Origin of the sequence: Sulfitobacter sp. SK011 (genome assembly GCF_003352065.1) — a bacterium.
Classification (GTDB): Bacteria; Pseudomonadota; Alphaproteobacteria; order Rhodobacterales; family Rhodobacteraceae; genus Sulfitobacter.
This window is the reverse complement of the sequence record NZ_CP025803.1, coordinates 1,942,329-1,959,241: the sequence shown is the minus strand read 5'-3', so window position 1 is coordinate 1,959,241 and position 16,913 is coordinate 1,942,329. Positions and strand designations below refer to the sequence as shown.

At 57.1% G+C, this 16,913-nt stretch carries 17 protein-coding genes and 1 pseudogene; 4 read left to right on the top strand and 14 right to left on the bottom strand.

Features of this window, described 5'->3' with window-relative positions:
- The first annotated feature begins 124 nt into the window (after positions 1-124).
- The 3 genes from pdhA to C1J02_RS09640 are packed head-to-tail and all read left to right on the top strand — an operon-like array spanning position 125 to position 3,855.
- Positions 125-1,135 (top strand): pyruvate dehydrogenase (acetyl-transferring) E1 component subunit alpha, encoded by a 1,011-nt coding sequence (gene pdhA / locus C1J02_RS09650; protein ID WP_114878385.1) that lies wholly within the window; start codon positions 125-127, stop codon positions 1,133-1,135.
- Between the two features lie 3 nt (positions 1,136-1,138).
- Positions 1,139-2,521, top strand: coding sequence for a pyruvate dehydrogenase complex E1 component subunit beta (locus C1J02_RS09645; RefSeq protein WP_114878384.1), 1,383 nt, complete (start codon positions 1,139-1,141; stop codon positions 2,519-2,521).
- 11 nt (positions 2,522-2,532) lie between these two features.
- Complete coding sequence (locus C1J02_RS09640) at positions 2,533-3,855, top strand: pyruvate dehydrogenase complex dihydrolipoamide acetyltransferase (protein ID WP_114878383.1); 1,323 nt, start codon at positions 2,533-2,535, stop codon at positions 3,853-3,855.
- A gap of 128 nt (positions 3,856-3,983) precedes the next feature.
- Here the strand turns inward: C1J02_RS09640 and cysE are convergent, their stop codons facing one another.
- The 12 genes from cysE to fabD all read right to left on the bottom strand — a co-directional run bounded on the left by cysE (position 3,984) and on the right by fabD (position 14,159).
- Positions 3,984-4,802 (bottom strand): serine O-acetyltransferase, encoded by an 819-nt coding sequence (cysE, locus tag C1J02_RS09635; protein WP_114878382.1) that lies wholly within the window; start codon positions 4,800-4,802, stop codon positions 3,984-3,986.
- A gap of 72 nt (positions 4,803-4,874) precedes the next feature.
- Positions 4,875-5,198 carry a hypothetical protein gene (locus C1J02_RS09630; protein WP_114878381.1) on the bottom strand — a complete coding sequence of 108 codons (324 nt, stop codon included), beginning with the start codon at positions 5,196-5,198 and terminating at the stop codon, positions 4,875-4,877.
- Entirely contained in the window at positions 5,198-6,496 is a 1,299-nt protein-coding gene (locus C1J02_RS20880; protein ID WP_162798192.1) for a phage tail protein, read from the bottom strand. The genes C1J02_RS09630 and C1J02_RS20880 overlap by 1 nt, the downstream gene beginning before the upstream one ends.
- Positions 6,459-7,673, bottom strand: a complete 1,215-nt coding sequence (locus C1J02_RS21165; protein WP_254693256.1) for a glycoside hydrolase TIM-barrel-like domain-containing protein — start codon at positions 7,671-7,673, stop codon at positions 6,459-6,461. Before C1J02_RS21165 ends, C1J02_RS20880 begins: the two co-directional genes overlap by 38 nt.
- Positions 7,582-7,926, bottom strand: a complete 345-nt coding sequence (locus C1J02_RS09620; RefSeq protein ID WP_254693255.1) for a hypothetical protein — start codon at positions 7,924-7,926, stop codon at positions 7,582-7,584. The genes C1J02_RS21165 and C1J02_RS09620 overlap by 92 nt, the downstream gene beginning before the upstream one ends.
- A 239-nt stretch (positions 7,927-8,165) precedes the next feature.
- Positions 8,166-9,350, bottom strand: coding sequence for an endolytic transglycosylase MltG (mltG, locus tag C1J02_RS09615; RefSeq protein ID WP_114878380.1), 1,185 nt, complete (start codon positions 9,348-9,350; stop codon positions 8,166-8,168).
- Entirely contained in the window at positions 9,350-10,609 is a 1,260-nt protein-coding gene (gene fabF, locus C1J02_RS09610; RefSeq protein ID WP_114878379.1) for a beta-ketoacyl-ACP synthase II, read from the bottom strand. Before fabF ends, mltG begins: the two co-directional genes overlap by 1 nt.
- 115 nt (positions 10,610-10,724) lie before the next feature.
- Entirely contained in the window at positions 10,725-11,258 is a 534-nt protein-coding gene (locus C1J02_RS09605; protein ID WP_114878378.1) for a GNAT family N-acetyltransferase, read from the bottom strand.
- Between the two features lie 208 nt (positions 11,259-11,466).
- Positions 11,467-11,697, bottom strand: coding sequence for an acyl carrier protein (locus C1J02_RS09600; RefSeq protein ID WP_114878377.1), 231 nt, complete (start codon positions 11,695-11,697; stop codon positions 11,467-11,469).
- 201 nt (positions 11,698-11,898) lie between these two features.
- The gene (gene fabG / locus C1J02_RS09595; RefSeq protein WP_114878376.1) at positions 11,899-12,636 is read right to left on the bottom strand and encodes a 3-oxoacyl-[acyl-carrier-protein] reductase; all 738 of its coding nucleotides are present in this window, start codon (positions 12,634-12,636) and stop codon (positions 11,899-11,901) included.
- Positions 12,637-12,654: 18 nt separating this feature from the next.
- On the bottom strand, positions 12,655-13,227 hold the full coding sequence (locus tag C1J02_RS09590; RefSeq protein ID WP_114878375.1) for an alpha/beta hydrolase: 573 nt from the start codon (positions 13,225-13,227) through the stop codon (positions 12,655-12,657).
- Positions 13,227-14,159, bottom strand: coding sequence for an ACP S-malonyltransferase (gene fabD / locus C1J02_RS09585; protein WP_114878374.1), 933 nt, complete (start codon positions 14,157-14,159; stop codon positions 13,227-13,229). Before fabD ends, C1J02_RS09590 begins: the two co-directional genes overlap by 1 nt.
- Before the next feature lie 158 nt (positions 14,160-14,317).
- Here fabD and C1J02_RS09580 point away from each other — a divergent pair, with 158 nt between their 5' ends.
- A complete protein-coding gene (locus C1J02_RS09580; protein WP_114878373.1) occupies positions 14,318-15,517 on the top strand; it encodes a cytochrome b/b6 domain-containing protein in 1,200 nt (399 codons plus the stop codon).
- 55 nt (positions 15,518-15,572) lie between these two features.
- On the opposite strand, the pseudogene C1J02_RS09575 reads toward C1J02_RS09580, so the two are convergent.
- A pseudogene (locus C1J02_RS09575) lies at positions 15,573-16,141 on the bottom strand (YceI family protein).
- A 156-nt stretch (positions 16,142-16,297) separates the two neighbouring features.
- Complete coding sequence (locus C1J02_RS09570) at positions 16,298-16,792, bottom strand: hypothetical protein (RefSeq protein WP_114878372.1); 495 nt, start codon at positions 16,790-16,792, stop codon at positions 16,298-16,300.
- Positions 16,793-16,913 lie beyond the last annotated feature (121 nt).

The window sequence follows — 16,913 nt, the reverse complement described above, 5'->3', positions numbered from 1 at the left end:
GAACTCGCTCCCTTAACCCGACGTCACAATGCCCCTACCCTTCCCTTCCCGAATCCGATAAACAATAGTTTAACGCTAAACTATCTCTGCGCACCCACGGCCCGCGCTGACGGAGGAAATGCCCATGGCAGCCAAGAAACCCACCAGGAAATCAAACGTTTCAGCCGATGAGTTGAAAGCTTATTACAAGGACATGCTGTTGATCCGGCGGTTCGAGGAAAAGGCAGGTCAGCTTTATGGCATGGGTTTAATTGGTGGGTTCTGCCACCTCTACATCGGGCAGGAAGCAGTTGTTGTGGGCCTTGAGGCCGCCGCCAAAGAAGGTGACAAACGCATCACCTCCTACCGCGACCATGGTCATATGCTGGCCTGTGGCATGGACCCCAAGGGCGTGATGGCCGAACTGACGGGCCGCGAGGGCGGCTATTCCAAGGGCAAGGGTGGCTCCATGCACATGTTCTCGAAAGAGAAGCATTTTTATGGTGGCCACGGCATTGTTGCGGCACAAGTGCCACTGGGTGCTGGTTTGGCCTTTTCCGACAAATACAAAGGCAACGACAATGTCACCTTCACCTATTTCGGGGATGGTGCGGCGAACCAGGGTCAGGTCTATGAGGCCTATAACATGGCCGAGATTTGGGACCTGCCTTGTATCTTTGTGATTGAGAACAACCAATATGCGATGGGCACCTCGACCAAGCGGTCGACCCATTCAACCAGCTATTGGGAACGTGGTGCCGCCTATGGCATCGAGGGCGAGGAGGTCGACGGGATGGACGTGCTTGCGGTCAAGGAAGCCGGCGAAAAGGCGGTGGCACACTGTCGCGCGGGCAAAGGACCCTACATTCTGGAAATCAAGACCTACCGCTATCGCGGCCATTCGATGTCGGACCCGGCGAAATACCGGACCCGCGAAGAGGTCCAGAAGATGCGCGACGAACGTGACCCGATTGAGGCCGTGCGCAGCCTGCTGTTGACCGGCAAACATGCCACCGAGGATGACCTCAAAGAGATCGACAAGGAGATCAAGAAGGTCGTGAACGAGAGCGCCGATTTCGCCAAGGAAAGCCCCGAACCACATCTGGATGAGCTGTGGACAGACATTTACGCAACCGAAGTTCCACAGGAGGCTTGATCAATGGCTACTGAAATTCTCATGCCCGCCCTGAGCCCGACAATGGAAGAAGGCACGCTTGCCAAATGGTTGGTCAAAGAAGGTGATACGGTCAAATCCGGTGACATCATGGCCGAGATCGAAACCGACAAAGCCACGATGGAATTTGAAGCCGTGGACGAAGGCACCATTGGCAAGATTCTGATTGCCGAAGGCAGTGAAGGGGTGAAGGTGAACACCCCCATCGCAGTTCTTCTGGAGGACGGCGAAAGCGCCGATGACATCGACAGCGCATCAGCGGCCCCTGCCCCCGCAGAGGCGGAAAAAGCTGACACCAAGGCCGAAGCCCCAAGTGCCGGGATGAGCCAGCCCAAGCCCGCAGCGCCGCAAAGTGACACCACGCCGGATTGGCCGGAAGGCACGACGCTCAAGCAGCAGACCGTCCGCGAGGCGTTGCGCGACGGCATGTCCGAGGAAATGCGCCGCGACGACAGCGTGTTCCTGATGGGCGAAGAGGTTGCTGAATATCAGGGTGCCTACAAGATATCCCAGGGGATGCTTGATGAATTTGGATCCAAGCGCGTGATCGACACCCCGATCACCGAACATGGGTTTGCCGGGATTGCCACGGGTGCCGCCTTTGGTGGCTTGCGCCCGATTGTGGAATTCATGACCTTCAACTTTGCCATGCAGGCGATTGACCACATCATCAACTCCGCCGCCAAGACGCTCTATATGTCCGGTGGCCAGATGGGCGCGCCCATGGTGTTTCGAGGCCCCAATGGTGCTGCGGCCCGTGTGGGTGCCCAGCACAGCCAGGATTATGCTGCATGGTACATGCAGGTGCCGGGCCTCAAGGTTGTCATGCCCTATTCCGCCTCTGACTATAAAGGCCTGATGAAAACCGCGATCCGTGATCCCAACCCCGTGATCTTTCTGGAAAACGAGATCCTCTATGGGCGCAGCTTCGATGTGCCTGACGTCGATGATTATACCGTGCCGTTCGGCAAGGCCCGGATCTGGCGTGAGGGATCGGATGTCACTATCGTCAGCTTTGGCATTGGCATGACCTACGCACTGGAAGCCGCCGAAAAATTGGCCGAAGACGGTATCGAGGCCGAGGTCATCGACCTGCGCACCCTGCGTCCGATGGACACGCCCGCCGTCATAAAATCTGTGATGAAAACCAACCGCTGCGTGACGGTCGAGGAAGGTTGGCCTCAGGGCTCTGTCGGCAATTACATCTCTTCCGTGATCATGCAGGAAGCGTTTGATTACCTTGATGCGCCGGTGATCAATTGTACCGGTAAGGATGTGCCAATGCCCTATGCGGCGAATTTGGAAAAACACGCACTGCTGACGGCTGCCGAAGTCGTCGATGCGGTGAAAAAAGTGACATACAAATAAGGAGCGGCACCATGCCTATCGAAATTCTCATGCCCGCCCTTTCACCCACGATGGAAGAAGGCACATTGGCCAAATGGCTGGTCAAGGAAGGTGATACTGTGTCTTCCGGGGATATCCTGTGCGAGATTGAAACCGACAAGGCCACGATGGAGTTCGAGGCCGTGGATGAAGGCACCATTGGCAAAATCATGATCTCTGACGGGACTGAAGGCGTGAAAGTGAACACACCGATTGCTGTGCTGCTGGAGGATGGCGAAAGCGCCGATGACATCGGTGCTGCATCCGCGCCCGAGCCGCAGGCATCCTCCAACGCAGCACCTGCCGAAGCGTCGGACGCGACCGCACCGGCCAAAGGGCATGGCCGCGGTGAAACCGATGCAACGCCGGCACCCGCGGCACCCGAAACTGCTGAGGGCGACCGCATCTTTGCCTCGCCGCTTGCACGTCGCATTGCGGCTGACAAAGGTCTGAATCTGGCGGACATCAAGGGCTCAGGCCCGCATGGCCGCATCGTCAAGGCTGATGTTGAGGGGCTGTCCAAATCCGACGCGCCAAAAGCCGCCGCTGCCGAGGCACCAAAAGGAGCACCTGCCGCTGCTGCTGGCCCTTCTGCCGATGCCATTGTCAAGATTTACGCGGATCGGGAGTACGAAGAGGTCAAATTGGATGGCATGCGCAAAACCATCGCAGCGCGCCTGACCGAAGCCAAACAAACCGTTCCGCATTTCTATCTGCGGCGCGATATTCAGCTGGATGCGCTCATGGCGTTCCGCGCGCAGTTGAACAAACAACTTGAACCGCGCGGTGTGAAGCTCAGCGTCAATGACTTTATCATCAAAGCCTGCGCGCTGGCACTGCAACAGGTGCCTGATGCAAACGCGGTCTGGGCCGGTGATCGGATGTTGAAACTCAAACCTTCGGACGTGGCGGTTGCCGTTGCGATCGAGGGCGGCCTCTTTACCCCCGTTCTGAAAGACGCCGAGATGAAGTCGCTTTCTGCGCTTTCGGCTGAGATGAAAGACCTTGCCACCCGTGCGAAGAGCCGCAAACTAGCCCCTCATGAGTATCAGGGCGGCAGTTTTGCAATCTCAAATCTGGGGATGATGGGGATTGATAACTTCGATGCGGTGATCAATCCTCCCCACGGCGCGATCCTCGCGGTGGGTGCAGGCGTGAAAAAGCCAGTTGTGGACGCAGAAGGTGAAGTGGCTGTGGCCACGGTCATGTCAGTCACATTATCCGTCGATCACCGTGTCATCGACGGTGCCTTGGGTGCCGAATTGCTGAACGCCATCAAGGATAACCTTGAAGCACCGATGACGATGTTGGCCTGATCGCCATCTGACCTGAATTATCTGGGAATGCCCAAGACGATTTGGCGCTGGCGCGCGCCTTAAGGTGGCAATATTAAATAAAAAGCCGGGGCAATGATCCCGGCTTTTTCAATTATTATGAAATCAGATTACTGGTCTTGTTCCCACGGGCCCAACATGTGGTTCATAGAAACAGCCGGTTGATCACAACCCGCCTCGCCCACAATTCGAGCGGGTATCCCGGCCACAGTCTTGCACGGCGGCACCTCTTCCAGCACCACCGATCCTGCGGCAATGCGGCTGCAATGGCCAACCTTGATATTGCCCAACACCTTGGCCCCGGCCCCGATCAGCACGCCATCCCCGATCTTGGGGTGGCGGTCTTCTTCTTCCTTGCCGGTACCGCCCAGCGTGACCGAATGCAGCATCGACACATTGTCCCCAACCACGGCCGTTTCGCCGATCACGATGGAATGGGCGTGATCAATCATGATGCCCTTACCCACCTTGGCAGCGGGATGAATATCGACACCGAAAATTTCGCTGACCCGCATCTGCACGAAATAGGCCAAATCACGTTTGCCGTTCTTCCAAAGATAATGGCCGACCCGATAGGCTTGCACTGCCTGATAGCCCTTGAAGTACAAGATCGGCTGCAACAGGCGATGGCACGCAGGGTCGCGCTCAAAAATTGCAACCAGATCAGCACGCGCCGCGGCCACCAGATCAGGCTCGGCAGCATAGGCCTCATCCACGATCTCGCGCACAACCATCATCGACATCTCATTTGATGACAGCTTGGCCGCGATGCGGTAGGACAGCGCCTTTTCGATGGATTTGTGATGCAGGATACATGCGTGCACAAAGCCGCCAATCAAAGGCTCATCAATGACTGCCTGTTGGGCCTCGTCTTGAATGCGTTCCCAAACTGGGTCAATCTGGGCGATGTTTCTGCGGGTTTCGGCCATGTTGTGGTCCCTTCGTTAGGTTTAGATTACCTCATGCAACATCACTTAACCAAACGCAAACCCGTGATGCACCTAATTTTTCATGTGGGCATGTAACCGAGACTTACAAGCCTTCCCGGCACGATGCCGCTGAAGACATTGGAGGATCACGGCAAAACAAATGGCATATTCGGGGTCTGAAAATGATTTTTCCGGCATCATTTGCCGCGTACGCGACACAGCCATCAACGTGCCATTACCCCAGCGCGGATGCGGCTTTCCCATCCGCTTGGCGAACTTATCTGCCCAATCCGCCTCTCGAAGCAGTTGGGAACAGACGTCTTCGCGCAAGTCATGCGGCACGGCCAAAAGGTGCCGCGCCGCCGCCGTCAGGTCGCTCGGAAACACCTCGCGCATCAGGCCCCTATGTCGACCCGTCTGTCCAGCCCCGCCCCAAAGGTCGCTGAGACCTGGGCGACCGACAAAACAGCCCCAGACCCAAGCCCATCTTCGACCTGTGCAGCACTTGGATAGGTCCATGTCGGGCTGTTGACCAAGACCTCGCGCAATACCGTTTCCCCCTGCAACACCCGCACCTGATAGCTTTCGCTTTCCTCACCCAATGGCACGTCTGGGATGTCCCAGGAATCGCCATTTATACGGGTGCGCCGGATCCAGGCAAATGTGCGGTCTCTATTCGCGGCCAGCGTGCCCGATACATGGCAGGGGCTTAGCGGGCGCAGACCGTTACCGGCAAATGCACGCACAAAATGCCGGTATGATGGGTCATCGGTGCCTCGTCGTGCCGGCCCGATCCGGTAGTGTTGCGCCACGCGGCGCAAGTTGGGGCTTAGCTCGATTTGCAAAGGCACCCCATTCAACAACACAAATGTTGATCCAGTTGGCCAGACTTCGGGCATCAATCCATCGGTCCCCGCCTGCCCGCGCAACCTGTTCCTGAGCCAATAGGTATTGGGTGCGACCAGTTCTGCATCCTTAAACTGGAAAACTTCCCAATTGTCCGAACTACCATCACCAATTACCGCAAAATTGGCACCACTCAACAGCGCGTCCATGCTCACGCTTTCCAACGTACCGCTTGTCAACTTGACCTCCAGAACATCCCCGCGATCAACGAGACCTGAAGGGCTGGCAGCCATGGCATTGCGGGTCACGCCGATTGTTGCGCGTATAGGCAAAATCGAATTGAGCTGATAGTTTGCGTCCGTTGCCGATTGATACACCGCAACAGCCCCCGGCCATGGTTGCGCTGTGGCCGCGATGTAGGGTGCATGCGGCACTTCATCCCCCCGCAACAACGGCAAATCCATGAAATAGGGCTGAACTGGCACAGGAGGCACAAAGGGGCGCAATTGCACCAATTCGTCATCGATCGGGGCCGGATCATAGACTTCTGGCTCAATCCGTACGGCATCTATCACCTGGACATCTGCCTGTTCCACCCTGTCAATCCGGTAGAGCCCCGGCCCTTCGGCCCCGTCCCCCGGCATCTTGATCACATCGCCCGCGCCCAGCGCCATTTGTGATAGCGGCAAGGCTAGCCTGATGTTTTCCCGCGACACCCGTGCCTCAGTAAGCCATCGCTCAGCCACCTGCCTGCCTTCTGACCGGGTCAGCGTCATGTTCAACTCAGAGGCGGATACGGCATGGGTGGCTTCATCCCGCCAAAACAGCTTCTTCGGCAATGGGGGCAAAATTGCCGTCCGCCTGAACAAATTTCAACCTGACCCGGCCAGTGATTTCAGCATCTGCATCTCGAACCTGTTCGATCACTCCGTCCAGTTCAGGGCTGACCGCTAGCTGCTGAGGGTCAAGCGTGACCGCGTCCACCCCATCCCGCATCCGGAAATTGAGCACACCATTGCGTTCAATCGCGTCAAACCCGTGCCGGATCATCAAAGGCTGCAATGCGGCGCGTGCGTCCGTCACCTGATCAACGGCATAGCCCCGGACATATCCATAAAGCCCCTTGGTGGAATAGTCTTTCAGTCCAGCGCGGCGGCAAATTTCGCCCACGACAGAGGCAAGCGACCGCGATGACGTGCGCCCATTGATCCAATGTCCGCGCGCATAGTTCTGACCATCGCTCCACAAGGCGCGGTTGTTGGGAAAGAACGGATACGGCCGCACGTCCCATGCCCAGACAAAAGCGCGCCGCATGTCCACCATGACACCGTCGTATTCGCTCGATTGTGGGTTATGCGCCGGATCAGCCCAATAGTCCGACATCGCGCGCAAATACTGCATCTGCATCAGATCGTCACGCGCACCAGTGGAATACCTGGGCAGGCTGCTTTCTGAACTTTTCAGGTCCAGAAATTTGTTGGGCTGATTCGCGCCCTTGTCTACGGCAGCACACCCATATTCATCCACCCAAGCCGCGTCAAACTGCGGGCCGCGCAACCCTTCGGGATCATGGGCTGTGTGCACCGTGGCCACCGCACCATTGGGCCAGACAAGCCGTTTGCGCGTGGCCTCCCAATCTGGCCTTCGGTCCGCTGGCGAACACGCCAATATCCCGCTGTCGCCAAAAATCATCACCTCGCGCACCTGCTCAATGGTCTCACCGACCAATGCCACACGGCGGCACTTGCCTGCATCCAGCGGCTTGGCCCCTTCGACCACGGACCGGACCCATTCTGCGCCTGCGCGTGTTTTGCCCGCACCACGGCCGCCCATGATCACCCAGGACCGCCAATCCCCCGCTGGTGGCAGTTGATGATCCATCGCCCAGAACTCGAACAAAAAAGGGAGAGCCAAAAGCTCTCCCTCATCCAGATCATTCAGAAACTGGTCTTGTACCGCCACATCGGCGGAGCCGATCCAACTTGCACCCGATCTCAACCCGCGCCTTGTCAAGATCAAGGGCATACCCTCCTCGGGCAATGCCCGCTTGTCTGTTTCGACACTCATTCAGATAGGTCTCCACCTTTGCGCAGTTCCCAACAATACTGGTGACTTTGCCAATCACCTTGGTCGCCGCAGTTTCATTGATTTCCTCCCCGGATCTTGCCTGTTTTTTCAGGCTTTCTACTTCACGACGCAGGTCGCCGATCGCATCCTTAAGCGAAGAAAGCAGTTCTTCACTTTCGGCAATCTCTTGCTCCGGGGTAATCATTGTCATTCTTGCTCATACCTCTCGTTTGGCTTTCCCCAACCGAGCAGACACAAAAAAACGACCACCGGGAATTACCCCGGGGCCGTTTGCCCACGTCCTCTAGCATGCCACAAGGTCTACATCAGAGCGTGCGCAATGTCAAGAGAAATGAGGTTAACAAAACCTTCCAAGCCATTACGATGGTTCAATAATCCCTTAACCTATATCGCTTGCAGGATTGGTATTTTCCCACCCGGCGGGCGCTATCAGTTGCCACCCGTCGAAGCATTTCCCGCCGCTTCCGCACCGCGTTCCGCCTCAATCTGCCGCCAACGCGCAACATTCTGGTTGTGCTCTTCCAATGTAACGGCAAAGGCATGTCCGCCAGTGCCATCAGCAACGAAAAACACAAACTCGCTGTCATCCGGCTGTGCGGCCGCCATCAGGCTGGCGCGCCCCGGATTGGCAATCGGTGTGGGTGGCAAACCGTCAATCACGTAAGTATTCCACGGGGTTTCCTTGCGCAGTTCCGATTGACGCAACCCGCGCCCCAGAATGCCTTCACCCTTGGTGATCCCATAGATCACCGTCGGGTCCGTTTGCAGGCGCATGTTCTGGTTCAGGCGGTTCACAAACACCGCGGCCACCTGTCCGCGCTCCTCCGGCACCCCGGTTTCCTTTTCAACAATCGATGCCAATACCAACAGATCTTCCGGGCTGCTGATCGGCAAATCAGGTGCGCGCGATTCCCAGGCGGCAGCGACCAATATCTCCTGTGCCGCCTGCATCTCAGCGAGGATCATGTTGCGATCGTCGCCCGGTCGCACCTCGTAGCTGTCTGGTGCCAAAGCCCCCTCTGGCGGGACCGCCTCCACGGTGCCTTCCAGCACCTCCATGCCTTTGAGTGCTTCGGTCACCTGCCAACTGGTTACGCCCTCTGCCAACGCAATCCGAAACCGCGTGTCGGCTTTCGCGGTCTTTTCCGTGTAGATGTCTGGCACATCATCCGCGCCGGGCGTGAATTCCGCCCGCTCCACAAACCGGTTTGTCGCAGGGTCCAATTCGCGCACCTGTACCGAAACCCGGTTGATTCCGATGCGATACACGACTTCCGTACCACAGGTGCTGGCCCCGCCCTTGGTGACAACATCGACAATCTCAGCCATGGACGTACCGGGCTGCACAAGAAAACTACCAGCCTTCAAATCACCGGTCTTTTCCTCATAATCCGCGCCAATCCGAAAGATCGAAGAGGACGTTACCGCCCCTTGTTCTTCCAGATTGCGGCTGACCTTGCGCATGGTTGACCCGCGCTCAACCTGCAAACAGATGGCCTCCTGCAAGGGTCCTTCAGCCGTGTACTGGCCTTTGCCCCACAAGATCACGCCACCCAACAAGAACAGCCCAACCATCAGGAAGGTCACCGCATTTGACGCGATATGACGCCACATTAGGAAACTTTCCCAAACAGCACGCTTGCATTGGTTCCGCCAAAGCCAAACGAATTTGACAGCGCCACATTGATCTTGCGTTCGACCTTTTGGTTGGGAGCCAGATCAATCTTGGTCTCCACCGCAGGGTTGTCGAGGTTGATCGTCGGCGGTGCCACCTGATCCCGGATCGCAAGGATCGAGAATATTGCCTCAATCGCGCCCGCAGCCCCCAACAGATGGCCCGTCGCCGACTTGGTTGATGACATTGTCACCTGCCCGGCCGCATCGCCCATCATCCGCTCAACAGCACCCAACTCGATTGTATCGGCCATCGTAGATGTGCCGTGCGCGTTGATATAGTCGATGTCCTTTGGTTCAAGGCCCGCCCCGCGCAGGGCGGCACGCATCGACCGCTCCGCGCCATCGCCATCTGCGGCAGGTGCCGTGATATGATAGGCGTCACCCGACAGGCCGTAACCCAGAACTTCGGCATAAATCTTGGCACCGCGCGCTTTGGCGTGTTCGTATTCTTCAAGCACAACAATGCCTGCGCCCTCGCCCATCACAAACCCGTCACGGTCCGCGTCATAGGGGCGGCTGGCCTTCTGGGGGTCATCGCCACGCTTGGTGCTGAGCGCCTTACAGGCATTAAAACCGGCAATGCCGATTTCGCAAATGGCCGCTTCTGCACCGCCCGCAATCATCACATCCGCATCGCCGTGCTGGATAAGACGCGACGCATCACCGATGGCATGCGCACCGGTGGAACAGGCCGTCACGACCGAATGGTTCGGCCCCCGGAACCCATAGCGTATGCTGACCTGACCCGAGATCAGGTTGATCAACGCACCCGGCACAAAAAACGGGCTGACCCGGCGCGGACCCTTTTCAGCCATCATCACGGCAGTGTTTGCGATTGAATTCAAACCACCGATGCCCGAACCGATCAATACGCCAGTGCGCTCCTGATCGTCGCGTTCTGTTGGCAACCAACCAGAATCCTCAACCGCCTGCTGTGCAGCGGCCATGCCAAACATGATGAATGTATCAACCTTGCGCTGTTCTTTAGGCTCCATATAGGTGTCCGCGTTGAACGTTCCGTCGCTACCATCACCCAAGGGCACTTCGCAGGCGTACTGCGTGACCAGATTGCTGGCATCAAAGCCGGTGATGGGTCCCGCACCTGATTGCCCCTCAAGGATCCGGCTCCAGCTTGCCTCGACCCCATCGGCCAATGGCGTGACCAACCCCAAACCCGTCACAACTACTCTGCGCATATCCAAGCCCCTTGGTGTTCTTTTTGCGTTGAACCGCTATACCTTGCGGGGGGCGGTCTGTTCAAGTGCGCATGGGCCGCGCTTGGCCCACGACATCATCACGACATAATGAAGGTCAGACCGGCGGCCCCTTGCGTGTCATCAGTTGCACGACTTCCCCATCGATCTCTGCCTCGCGTAACGGCAGATAACCAAGTGCCGATGCAATTTTGAGCGATCCGTGGTTTTCGGGCGTGATCATACAAACCGTGCGCACCGCAATAACCCTGTCGAACCAGTCATGTGCCGCGCGCGCCGCATCCAGACCCAACCCTTTTCCATGCGCCCCCGGTTCCAACACCCACCCGGCTTCTGGAAAGGGGTCGAAATCCTCACCCAAGCCCCGCGAGCCAAAAAAGAAACCGGCTTGCCCGGCCATTTCAGGCTCGCCATGCACCTGGACGGCCCATTGCCCAAACCCGGTGATTTGCCAGTGCCCGGCATTGCGCAAAAACGCGTCCCATGACCGTGATTTTGGCCAGGGTTTGCCGCTGATGTGCGTCACTACCTCAGGCGTTGCCCAAATTTCGGCAAAACGGTTGAAATCCTCGGCCCGCATGGCACGCAAAGTGACACGGGCGGTGTTGATGGTTGGAACATTACGCGTCATTGGGATCAGACATGGATTTTAGACATTGAATGTAGTCATGGGGGGGTGAATTACCTTCACACGTGATAAGCTGCTTTGCGTGATCATTGCGCTGCCAGCGCCGCCGGCACAACCCCTTGAGATGTCTAATTAAACAAAAACGGCGTCAATCCGCAGGGGATCAACGCCGCTTAAGAATTTTTCTGCCGATCACGGCAGGCCGAACGCTTTATGCGTTGCTGATGAACTTCACCGCATCGCCGAATGTCTGGATGTTCTCGGCTGCGTCATCGGGAATTTCGATGCCGAATTCTTCTTCAAACGCCATCACCAACTCGACTGTGTCCAAGCTGTCAGCGCCAAGATCGTCAATGAATGACGCATTCTCAACAACCTTGTCTTCTTCCACACTCAAGTGTTCCACAACGATCTTTTTCACGCGGTCTGCGACGTCGCTCATAAGTAAATCCTCATCTTTTCGGGCCGAAACCCCTATTGCTTTCCGCGCGCCTTATTGTGGCGGTTGGAGGATGCCCCGTCTTTGAGGCGGCTCTGTCCCTTGTTTGCACAAGGTGTAAGGGGCAATCAAGCACCCAAATAGTCGAATCTGCGCCCCCTTTAGCATAAGACACACATCTGGCAAACGCTATTCCAGCGCCGCTTACAACATGGCCATACCGCCATTCACATGCAAGGTGGTGCCTGTGACATACCCTGCCTCAGCACTCGCAAGATACACCACAGCTGCGGCAATCTCGCCCGGTTCGCCCATACGGCCAGCGGGAATTTGTCCCATGATACCAGCCTTTTGGTCGTCGGTCAGCTTGTCCGTCATTGCGGTTGTGATAAATCCTGGGGCAACCGCATTTACCGTGATGCCACGGCTTGCAACCTCATAGGCGAGCGATTTTGACATACCGATCATCCCCGCCTTTGAGGCCGCATAATTGGCCTGACCGGGATTGCCCGTGGCCCCGACAACGCTTGAGATATTCACAATCCGACCCCAGCGCGCCTTCATCATCCCACGCATCACACCCTTACACAGTTTGAATGTCGCGGTCAGATTGACGTTCATGACCGCATTCCATTCCTCATCCGACATTCGCATGAACAGGTTGTCGCGGGTAATTCCGGCGTTGTTGACCAGAATATCAACCGACCCCATCGCCTCAGCCGCCTGCTTGGGCAGCGCCTCGACGGCGTCCATATCACTCAGGTTACACGGCAGCACATGCGCGCGGTCGCCCAGTTCGGCCTTCAGCGCTTCCAGCGGCTCAACCCGGGTTCCCGACAACCCAACCGTGGCCCCTTGGGCGTGCAGCATGCGCGCGATGTCCGCACCAATGCCACCAGAAGCCCCTGTAATCAGGGCATTTTTTCCGCTCAGGTCAAACATAGTATTTCCTTTGTTTCATCAATTCAGCACCGGGCCGGTCAACAGCCCAAAGCGTGCGATTTCCGCCGCCGTCATCTCATGTATCCCGTCTGAGGGAGCTGCCTGCAAGGTAAACCAGTAAAACGCGTCACTGCCCAGCATGTCAGCGATATAGTCCCGTGTCAGGTCATGCTCTGGCGAACTTGGCGGATAGCTGCTGCCTTCGCGGTAGCCATTGCGCCAACTGTGCACGCCGATGCTGGCCCCACGTTCCATGGTGCGCCTGCGTCCGGCAAGAAACAGATCAACACCCCCCGAATCGACGACACTATCGGACCGCAAATGCGTCGAGAGCCCCAAGTCACGCACACGGTATCCCATGGCGATGGTCGCTTCACCGTCAATCGACCCATCGACCCTCGTCTGGACCAGCGTCCTGATCTGCGGGTTCAACGCCAGTATGCGCTCAAAGTTCTGCGGGGTGCGGCTGGTGATGGTGCCGGAAAGCACCAGCTGATCGGCCTCAACGACCATCTGCGTCCCGTCAGAGGCGTTTTCAATGACCCCGCAGGCACTGAGCCACAGCACCAAGACCAAAGCAGACAGGCGCATTATGCGTCCTTGGCCGCTACAACCTCTGCCGGGGTCCCGATGGTGCGGCTGACGCTGTCTTTGCTGATCCGGCGGATCATCCCAGACAGTGCCTTGCCTGCGCCGATTTCCCAGAATTCAGTCACGCCTTGCTCGACCATCCATTCCACCGACGTGCGCCACCGCACCCGGCCCGTCACCTGATCAACCAGCAAGGACCGGATCAAATGGGACGCCGAAACGCCCGCCGCCAAGACATTGGACACCAGTGGCACCTTGGGGTCCTTAAAATCAACAGTGTCCAGCGCCCGCGCCATTTCAGCCGCCGCAGGCATCATCAATGTGCAGTGAAATGGGGCGGACACGGGCAGCATCAGCGCGCGTTTTGCCCCTGCCTCTTTGGCCAGTTCAACGGCGCGTTCCACGGCGGCCTTGTTGCCGGACACCACATTCTGTGCCGGGTCGTTTTCATTGGCGACCTGGCAAATTTCGCCCATCGCCGCGTTCTGCGCAATCTTGGCCGCCTGCTCAAAGCTTAGGCCCAAAATGGCCGCCATCGCGCCTTCACCCACAGGCACTGCTGCCTGCATGGCTTTGCCCCGAATGCGCAACAACCGCGCCGTGTCTGACACTGAAACCGACCCTGCCGCACACAGCGCTGAGTATTCACCCAGACTGTGTCCCGCCACGTAAGAGACCCGGTCTATACCGATCCCTTCGGCCTCAAGTGCCCGGATGACCGCCATCGACGTGGCCATCAACGCCGGCTGTGCATTTTCCGTGAGCGTCAGCGTGTCAATATCGCCTTCCCAAATCAGGGAAGACAGGTTTTGCCCCAAAGCTTCATCAACCTCATCAAACACCGCCTTGGCGGCAGGATAGGCATCAGCCAGTTCTTTCCCCATGCCGATGGTTTGGGCCCCTTGCCCAGGAAATACGAATGCGACGCTCATGATATACCCCTGTATTCTGCTTATCTCGTTTGCTTATCTCAAAATGTATCCTGCACCATCCTCGCAAACAAGTCTGCACGCCATATGTGCGGCAATTGTCATTGTGGCTATCTGGCGTTCGTTTTAGTTTCCCGCCAAACCAGTACGGAGCACGCCACATGGCCCTGACAAACACCGCGCAGCGCTATGGCGGCGTCACCAAGACCTTTCACTGGGTCACTGCCCTGCTCATCCTGACGCAGTTGCCGTTGGGGCTTTATGCAAATGATCTGCCCTATGACACAGCCGAACAGTTGGCGCGCAAGGCGTGGTTCTTTTCGCTGCACAAAACACTGGGTGTCACCGTCTTTTTCGTAGCCTTGGGAAGAATCATCTGGGCGCTGAGCCAACCCAGACCGGGTTTGCTGAATGCCGAAAAAAAGCTTGAAAGCTTTGCCGCCGAAACAGTGCATTGGCTGCTCTACGGGGCTCTGGTCATCGTACCGTTGTCTGGCTGGATCAGCCATGCCGCCGCCACCGGTTTCGCACCGATCTGGTGGCCCTTTGGTCAAGGCCTTCCGCTCATTCCGAAATCCGTCGTTGTTGAACATCTTTTTGGCGAGGTGCACGAGGTTGCTGTGAAAGGGCTGCTCGCTGCTTTGGTGCTGCACATAGCGGGCGCATTGAAACACCACTTTGTTGACCGGGACCCCACGTTGCGACGCATGTTGCCAGGCGAGCCTGCGATCGGCCCCCTGCCACCTCAACATCACACATCTGCGCCCTTGATCAGCGCGCTCGTTCTGTGGGCATTGGCCCTCGCATTGGGCACCGTTCTGGCCACGTTTGGAACCAAAGCCAATGACAGCACGGGGGACCAGTTGGCCCAAGTGACCTCTGACTGGCAGGTTCAGGAGGGCCAGATCGACATCACCGTGGTGCAATTCGGGTCAGAGGTCACCGGTTCTTTTGCGGATTGGACAGCGGCCATCAGCTTTGATGAAATGATACCCATCGGAAAAGCCGGCGATGTCACCGCGACGATTAATGTGGCCTCGCTGACGCTAGGATCGGTGACGCAACAGGCGTTGGGCGTGGATTTCTTCCGTGTGGAGACATTCCCCACTGCCGTTTTCATGGCAGACATTCAACATGCATCTGATGGGTACGAGGCCGTTGGCACGCTCACCATCAAAGAAAACAGCGTCCCCCTGACCCTTCCACTGAATCTGGCCGTGACGGGCGACAGCGCGGAAATGCGCGGAAATGTGACCCTGGACCGCCGTGATTTTGGCATTGGGGACAACCTGAATGACGAAAAGGGCCTCGCCTTTGCGGTCAAAGTTCACATCACGCTCAAGGCCAATCGCGAACCATAAAAAAACCGCCAGGTGCAAGACCCGGCGGTTTCCAATCTTCAAAATACGGCGTGGATCATTCGGCTTTCATCGCCTCGATAGAGATCTTCACTGCCACTTCGTCGCTGACGTATGGGGCATACAACCCAAGATCAAAATCTGACCGCAACACAGTTGTTGTCGCGTCAAATCCGACCCACGGCTTGCCCGCCTGCGGGTGATCACCCTTCTGGTTTAATTTGGCATCCAGAACCACGGATTTTGTCACGTCATTCATCGTCAGATCACCCGTGATCTTGGCGGTGGCATCGCCCGTCACCTCAATTGACGTAGATGCAAAGGTGATCATGTCGCCCTCTGTCGCCCCGAAAAAGTCATCGGACATGAAGTGCTCTGACCGCTTTTCCCAGCCGGTGAAAATTGACATCACAGGCATGGAGACGGTCACGGATGAACGGGCCGGATCGGCCTCATCAAAGTTGATCGTGCCGTCAAATCCCGAAAAGACGCCAAAGGTTGTTGAAAAACCAAGGTGTCATAGCTGAACAGCACCTGACTGTGGCTGGCATCCAATACGTAAGTATCGGACGCAACCGCGCTGGTCGCACCGAAAGCAAGGGCTGTGGCAAAAAGAACGGACTTCATATGATGGCACTCCAAATTGAAACAAGATGGATGATAGCTAGCGGGACAGGCGGCCTGCGCAATTCCGCACCCTTCAACAAGGCATGCGCGGAAATGAACATGAAAAAACGCCCCGGCGTTTGCCGAGGCGCTAAGACCTTGCAGTAAAGCGTTGAATTAAACGAGCTTACCCGCGGCACGCAGGCCGGACACAAGGCTCGTCATCACATTGCGGTCGTTCAGCGTGACTTCTGCCAGCGGTGCGTTGTTTTTGTCCCACAAACGCACCTTCACGCCTTCCCATTCCGCGCGGGCAAGATCGGCAAAGCCGCAGCGCTGCAAAACAATGTTCTTGCCTTCCGCCACCAGCCGCACCAACCGCACTTCGCGGCGGATCGTATCAATCTCAATCTTTGGGGTGTTTGGCTTTGCACTTGATTGCATCAACCCCAACCCTGCCAGCGCAGCAGTCAGCGACAGGATCAGTTTGAACAACATCACATCACTTTCCCAGGCGGCACCCGGTGCCAACCAAAGTGCGAACGCCGCGAAAACCAATGCAACCCCGGTCAGGCGCTGTGTGGCGCGTATCAACATGGGGCCACCTTCCGCAATGCGCACAGGCGCGATTGTGGTCGTGTCGGCATTCATGAATTCGACTGATACACTCATTTTCTTGGTCCCTCGTTCACTCTTATTCTCTTGATCAATCCTTGACTGAAGAAAAAGACGAAATAACGGCGAGGCTGCGACCATGTCATGGAACTTTGCGGGTTACACGGGTTCTGCGGTC